The 5,504-nt window shown below is 70.1% G+C and carries 4 protein-coding genes; 3 read left to right on the top strand and 1 reads right to left on the bottom strand.

What is annotated here, in order from left to right; translation table 11 throughout:
* Positions 1 to 223: 223 nt before the first annotated feature.
* Entirely contained in the window at positions 224 to 577 is a 354-nt protein-coding gene (locus tag OCS65_RS15000) for a VOC family protein (RefSeq protein ID WP_006936832.1), read from the bottom strand.
* A gap of 1,733 nt (positions 578 to 2,310) precedes the next feature.
* Between OCS65_RS15000 and soxR the strand changes: the two genes are divergently transcribed.
* The 3 genes from soxR to OCS65_RS14985 all read left to right on the top strand — a co-directional run bounded on the left by soxR (position 2,311) and on the right by OCS65_RS14985 (position 5,437).
* The gene (soxR, locus tag OCS65_RS14995) at positions 2,311 to 2,763 is read left to right on the top strand and encodes a redox-sensitive transcriptional activator SoxR (RefSeq protein ID WP_006936821.1); all 453 of its coding nucleotides are present in this window, start codon (positions 2,311 to 2,313) and stop codon (positions 2,761 to 2,763) included.
* A 123-nt stretch (positions 2,764 to 2,886) separates the two neighbouring features.
* Positions 2,887 to 3,918 carry a tyrosine-type recombinase/integrase gene (locus OCS65_RS14990; protein WP_006936819.1) on the top strand — a complete coding sequence of 344 codons (1,032 nt, stop codon included), beginning with the start codon at positions 2,887 to 2,889 and terminating at the stop codon, positions 3,916 to 3,918.
* A gap of 145 nt (positions 3,919 to 4,063) precedes the next feature.
* Complete coding sequence (locus tag OCS65_RS14985) at positions 4,064 to 5,437, top strand: NAD(P)/FAD-dependent oxidoreductase (RefSeq protein WP_251549273.1); 1,374 nt, start codon at positions 4,064 to 4,066, stop codon at positions 5,435 to 5,437.
* Positions 5,438 to 5,504: the final 67 nt, after the last annotated feature.

Genomic DNA, 5,504 nt, shown 5'->3' with positions numbered 1-5,504 from the left:
GACCACCGCCCGGCACATCGGGGCGGACCGGATCGACCTCCCGGTCCATAACGTCAGAAGGCGACCGCGCTTGCGCGGCCGCCACGTCCCGGCGATCTCGCCCTCGATGAGCACTGCGCGCGGCCCTGACGAGCTGCCGCCGGCCCCTCCGGTCATATATCCGATCCGGCGCGTCGACCCAGAACAGGTCGGCACGCGGCGGGGACGTGGGGTCTGCGACCGATCACCGCCCGAGCGGGCTGTAGAAGACCAACCCGTTGCCCTTGTTGTCGTACACCACGGCGCGGCGCTCGTGCGCGTCGTCGTACGGGCCCTTCACGATGCCGCCGCCGGCTTCTTCGATGGCCTTCGCGGCGGCGTCCACGTCGGCGGTCTTGATGCCGACGACCACCTGGCCGTGGATCGGATGGTCGATTGCGGTCGCGAGTGCGAGGGTGACCCCGCCACCGTCGAGGGCCGCGAAATGAGCGCCGTCGCGGAACTTCAACGCCATGCCCAGGGTCTCGCTGTAGAACTTGATCGACTCGTCGAGATCGTCGGTCGACAGCACGATCATCTTCACTTCATGGCCGCTCACGAAAGTCCTCCTTCGGCGAATGTCCGGAAAGCCTAACGGGATCGACACCAGGGCAGCGAGAGTCGATCGTCCCTTCGAGCGCCGCCGGTCGACCCCTCCCAGTCCGATTTTTGTCACAGTGACGTATCAGGGTCGATGAATTTTGTGCGGCGCGAGGGGAGGGGAGGCGGTTCGAGGCCGGCGGTGTCGGCAGCGCCGCTGGTTACCATCGACGAGTGGACCGTGCCGCCAGACTCGTGCTCGCTGTCGACCGTCAGGGCGGCCGATGCCTGTGGTGCGGCAGACGGTTCGGGCCCCTTGGTACCACCGACCACCGAACACCTCATGCCGCGAGTCAAAGGCGGTCCCAGCATCGCCGTCAACGAGGCTGCCGCGTGCCCGCGGTGCAACGCGGATCGCGGACACATGGGCCCGATCGACTGGCTCGCACAGTGCCGACACCGACACGGATGGACCCCTCAGGCGAGTCTGCTGGCAACGCTGCTGACCGAGTTGAACCTCGAATTCGACAGCGCGGGTGGACATCGCCGCGCCAAGCGCTACCTGTCCGGCCAGCTGCGGCGTTGCCGACCCGGCGACCGCTGAGGGACGCTGACCGGGATTCACCCCAGCAATCGTCACTGTGACGAATTCCTTCGCGAGAGGCCCGCAGGGGGGCGAGGGCACGCCACGCCGGAGCACGTGGTCGATTGCTGATCCCGGGGTGGCATCCGGCCGCTCGGCGGCAGGCACGTCCGGGCTCTGGGCGGCGCGGTTCGGCAGCGAGCCCGCGATACAAAGTGCCCGACGTTGCGCCGCGACGCCGAAAGCCGAGCAGGTGAACGTCGTCACGACGGGCAGGCCCGCGACATTCTCGACACCCGACCGGATCCCGCGTCGGCGAAAAGGCTGGTCGAGGCCGGTACTCGTATTGCCGATAATCCACATTATGTCAACTAACGGATCGGAGAACTCCCCAGCCGGGATCGAATACAGTGCCGAGGTGGTCGACGCCCCGCGTCGCGACGGCGGAGGTGATCGAGCCGACGGCGGATTGGATCCGCTCCGGCAGCGACGCCCGCCGCCTCGGCAACGCCGGGAACGGCGGGAACGGCGGGCCGCCCCATGGAACGGCCGGTGCGCTGCTGCGACGTTCTTCGGCGCGACGGCCGATCGCCACATACGGGATCACGACATCTCGCAGACGATCCGACCTGCCGTGAAGATATACCGCACGGACCCGTCCCGACGCCCCTGCGGCGCGCGACGTTCGGCATGGACGAGGCCTCCTCCCCGATGCCCGAGCACCCCGACGGCCGGGAATGTCCCGCGCCGCCGGCGACCGGCCGGCATGCCCGGCCCCACGGCGCACCGCGTCGATCCTCTCGTCGGGGTCGGCGCCGCACTCCTCGCCATTTATAATAACGATTATGATGGATAATCACCGTTATCCATCATGCGCGGCAGAGGTCGCGGCGGGTACGCTCCCCGGATGCCGGCGGAACGCCGCCGTGTGGGCAATCCCGGGGTCGCCGTCCTCCCTTGCGCCCCGGGCGCGACGAACCGGCCCGCCGTGCGGGCGAGCGCCGGGAAGGCAACCCTCGCGCTCGTCCCCGGGCGGCGATACGTCTCGCCCACCCCCTCCCGTCCCGGACCTCTCCCCGCACGGCACCCCCTTCCGCGTCGACGTAGATTCGGGTTCGACAGGTATGGTCGGTTCCGCCGGGCCGGCCCGGGGTACGGGAGGGACGTCGATGCGGCCGAGCGTGTGGTTGACCCCGGGCGAGCTGTCCGCCCGCTCCGGGGTGGCGGTGTCCGCGCTGCACTACTACGAGGCCCGCGGCCTGATCGACAGCAGGCGCACCTCCGGGAACCGGCGCACCTACCGGCGCGACACGCTGCGTCGCCTGGCGTTCATCCGGGTCGCCCAGGGCGTCGGAGTCTCCCTCGACGAGATCCGGGAGGCGCTCGATTCGTTGCCGGACAGCCGGGTGCCCACCGCCGCGGACTGGGCCCGGCTGTCGCGGCAGTGGCACGACCGGCTCACCGAGCGGATCGAGGCGCTCACCGCCCTGCGGGACAGTTTCACCGACTGCATCGGTTGCGGCTGCCTGAGCCTGGCCTCGTGTCCGCTGGCCAACCCCGGCGACGTGCTGGGAGCGCAGGGGCCGGGACCGCACCGGCTCGGCAGGTCCGTGCCCCGATAGGAGTCCGGCACCCGCGCCCCGCCTCGGGTCTCCACTCCCCTTTCCTGTTGTCACACCGTTCCCGTCGGTCCCGGATGTCACACTGGTATCGCACAGGTGTACGACCGGTACGTGAGGAGGGGCATGACGAGCCGGGTGGATCCGGGGTTGCTGGACTGGGTCGCCGCGTATCTCGAGACGTTGCAGACGGCGAAGCGGTCGGCGCACACCGTCAAGGCGTACCGACTGGATCTGCAGGCGGTGTGCGAGGAACTCGGCGTCAAGCTCTCGGTCGCCCCGGAGGACCTGTGCGTGCAGGACATCACGATCCGGGCGATGCGCTCGGCGTTCGCCGCGTTCGCGCGGGAGCGGCAACCGGCGTCGGTGCGGCGGGCCTGGTCGGTGTGGAACAGCTTCTGCAACTTCCTCGTCTCCGAGGGGGTGTCGGAGGGCAACCCGATGGCGTCGATCGCCCAGCCGAAGCGGCCGCAGCACACCCCGAAGTCGTTCACGCCCAAGGCGATCGGTCAACTCGTCGACACCCTCACCGTCGAGGCGCAGCGCCCCGCCGCCTCGGGCCGGGAGTGGCCTCAGCGCGATCTGGCGCTCATCGCGACCCTGTTGCTGACCGGCATCCGCTCGGAGGAGCTGATCCGCCTCGATCTCGGCAGCGTTCTCGGCGGCACCGAGGCGCCCGTGCTGCGGGTGATGGGCAAGGGATCGGTGGAACGGCGGATTCCGCTCGAGGAGAGCTGGACGGCGATCGTCTCCGGGTACCTCGAGGAGCGCTACACGCGGTTCCCCCCGTCCCAGCGGTCCCGGCGCGGCGACGACGAGACGCCGGCGGTGTGGGAGCGCTATCCCCCGTCCGATCCGTTGTTCGTCGGCGCCGACGGCCGGCGCATCACCCGCGGCACGCTGCAGTACCGGGTGCGGCGGATGTACCGGATGGCGGGCATCGAGGGTGAGCGCAAGCGGGGCGCCCTCGCGCACGCGCTGCGGCACACCTTCGCCACCAGTCTGGCCGACGGCGGCGCGACGATGGTGGAACTGCAGCAGTTGCTCGGACACCGGTCGCTGCAGACCGTGCAGATCTATACGTCGGCGACGGACGACGCGGTCCGGCACGCCGCGCGGCACAATCCGGTCTACGGGCTGCTCGACCGGCGCGAGTGAGGCCCGGCGCGCGGGGCCGGCCGGTGGCGGGACGCGTAAGCCTGTGGTGAGCGGGTATTGCTGACAGACTGGGGGCGGCGCGGGAGCCCCGTCGCTCGTCCCGCCACCGGTTGCCCGGTCGACCCGAGACATCGAGGAGCACGGAATGAGCATCCAGTCGGTTGAGCCACGTCGTCACCATGTCGTGGTGATCGGATCCGGATTCGGGGGCCTGTTCGCCACCAAGGCCCTCGCACGTGCCGACGTGGACGTCACCGTCGTCGCTCGGACCACGCACCACCTCTTCCAGCCGCTGCTGTACCAGGTGGCGACGGGCATCCTGTCGGTGGGCGACATCGCGCCCCCGACCCGCCTGGTGCTGCGCAAGCAGAAGAACGCGCAGGTGCTGCTCGGCGACGTCGAGTCGATCGATCTGACGCAGCAGACCGTCACGTCCCGGTTCCTCGAGCACGAGACGGTGACGCCGTTCGACAGCCTGATCGTCGCCGCCGGTGCCGGGCAGTCGTATTTCGGCAACGACCAGTTCGCCGAGTTCGCGCCCGGCATGAAGACGATCGACGACGCGCTCGAGCTGCGCGGCCGGATCCTCGGGGCGTTCGAGCAGGCGGAACTGTCCGAGGATCCGGCCGAGCAGCGGCGGCTGCTCACGTTCGTGGTGGTCGGGGCGGGCCCCACGGGGGTGGAACTCGCCGGGCAGATCGCGGAGCTGTCCCATCACACGCTCCGGGGCGCGTTCCGCACCATCGATCCGTCGTCGGCGCGGGTGGTGCTGCTCGACGGGGCACCGGACGTGCTGCCGGTGTACGGGGGCAAGCTCAGCGCCAAGGCCCGTCAGACCCTCGAGAAGCTCGGCGTGGAGATCCAGCTCAACGCGATGGTCATCGACGTGGACGCGACGGGCCTGACGATCAGGGAGAAGGACGGCACCGAGCGCCGGATCGAATCGCAGTGCAAAGTGTGGTCAGCGGGCGTGTCGGCGAGCCCGCTGGGCCGGCAGCTCGCCGAGCAGTCCGGCGCCGAGGTCGACCGGGCGGGCCGGGTCCAGGTGAATCCGGACCTGTCGCTGCCCGGTCACCCGAACGTGTTCGTCATCGGCGACATGATGTCGTTGGACAAGCTGCCCGGCCTGGCGCAGGTGGCGATGCAGGGCGGTAAGTACGCGGCGCGGCAGATCGTGGCGGGCCTGTCCGGTCACAGTCCGGCCGAACGCAAGCCGTTCAAGTACTTCGACAAGGGTTCGATGGCCACGATCAGCCGGTTCAGCGCGGTCGCGAAGGTCGGCAAGCTCGAGATCAGCGGGTTCGTCGGCTGGGTGGCCTGGCTGGGGATCCACCTGCTGTACCTGGTGGGGTTCTCGAACAAGCTGTCAACCCTGCTGTCGTGGGCCACGACGTTCCTGACCCGGGGCCGCAACGAGATGGCCTCGACGGAGCAGCAGGTGTTCGCCCGCAACGCGATCGATCGGCTGCAGCGGCACACCGAGGAGGCCGAACGCGGCAGCCGCCGCGCCGCGGGCTGAGACGCGGCAGCCGCCGCGCCGCGGGCTGAGACGCGGCCGCCGCCGCGCCGCGGGCTGAGTCGCGGCC

Source organism: Rhodococcus aetherivorans (assembly GCF_025722975.1).
GTDB lineage: Bacteria > Actinomycetota > Actinomycetes > Mycobacteriales > Mycobacteriaceae > Rhodococcus > Rhodococcus aetherivorans.
Note: the sequence above shows the minus strand (reverse complement) of the source record. Positions and strands in the feature narration are given on the sequence as shown.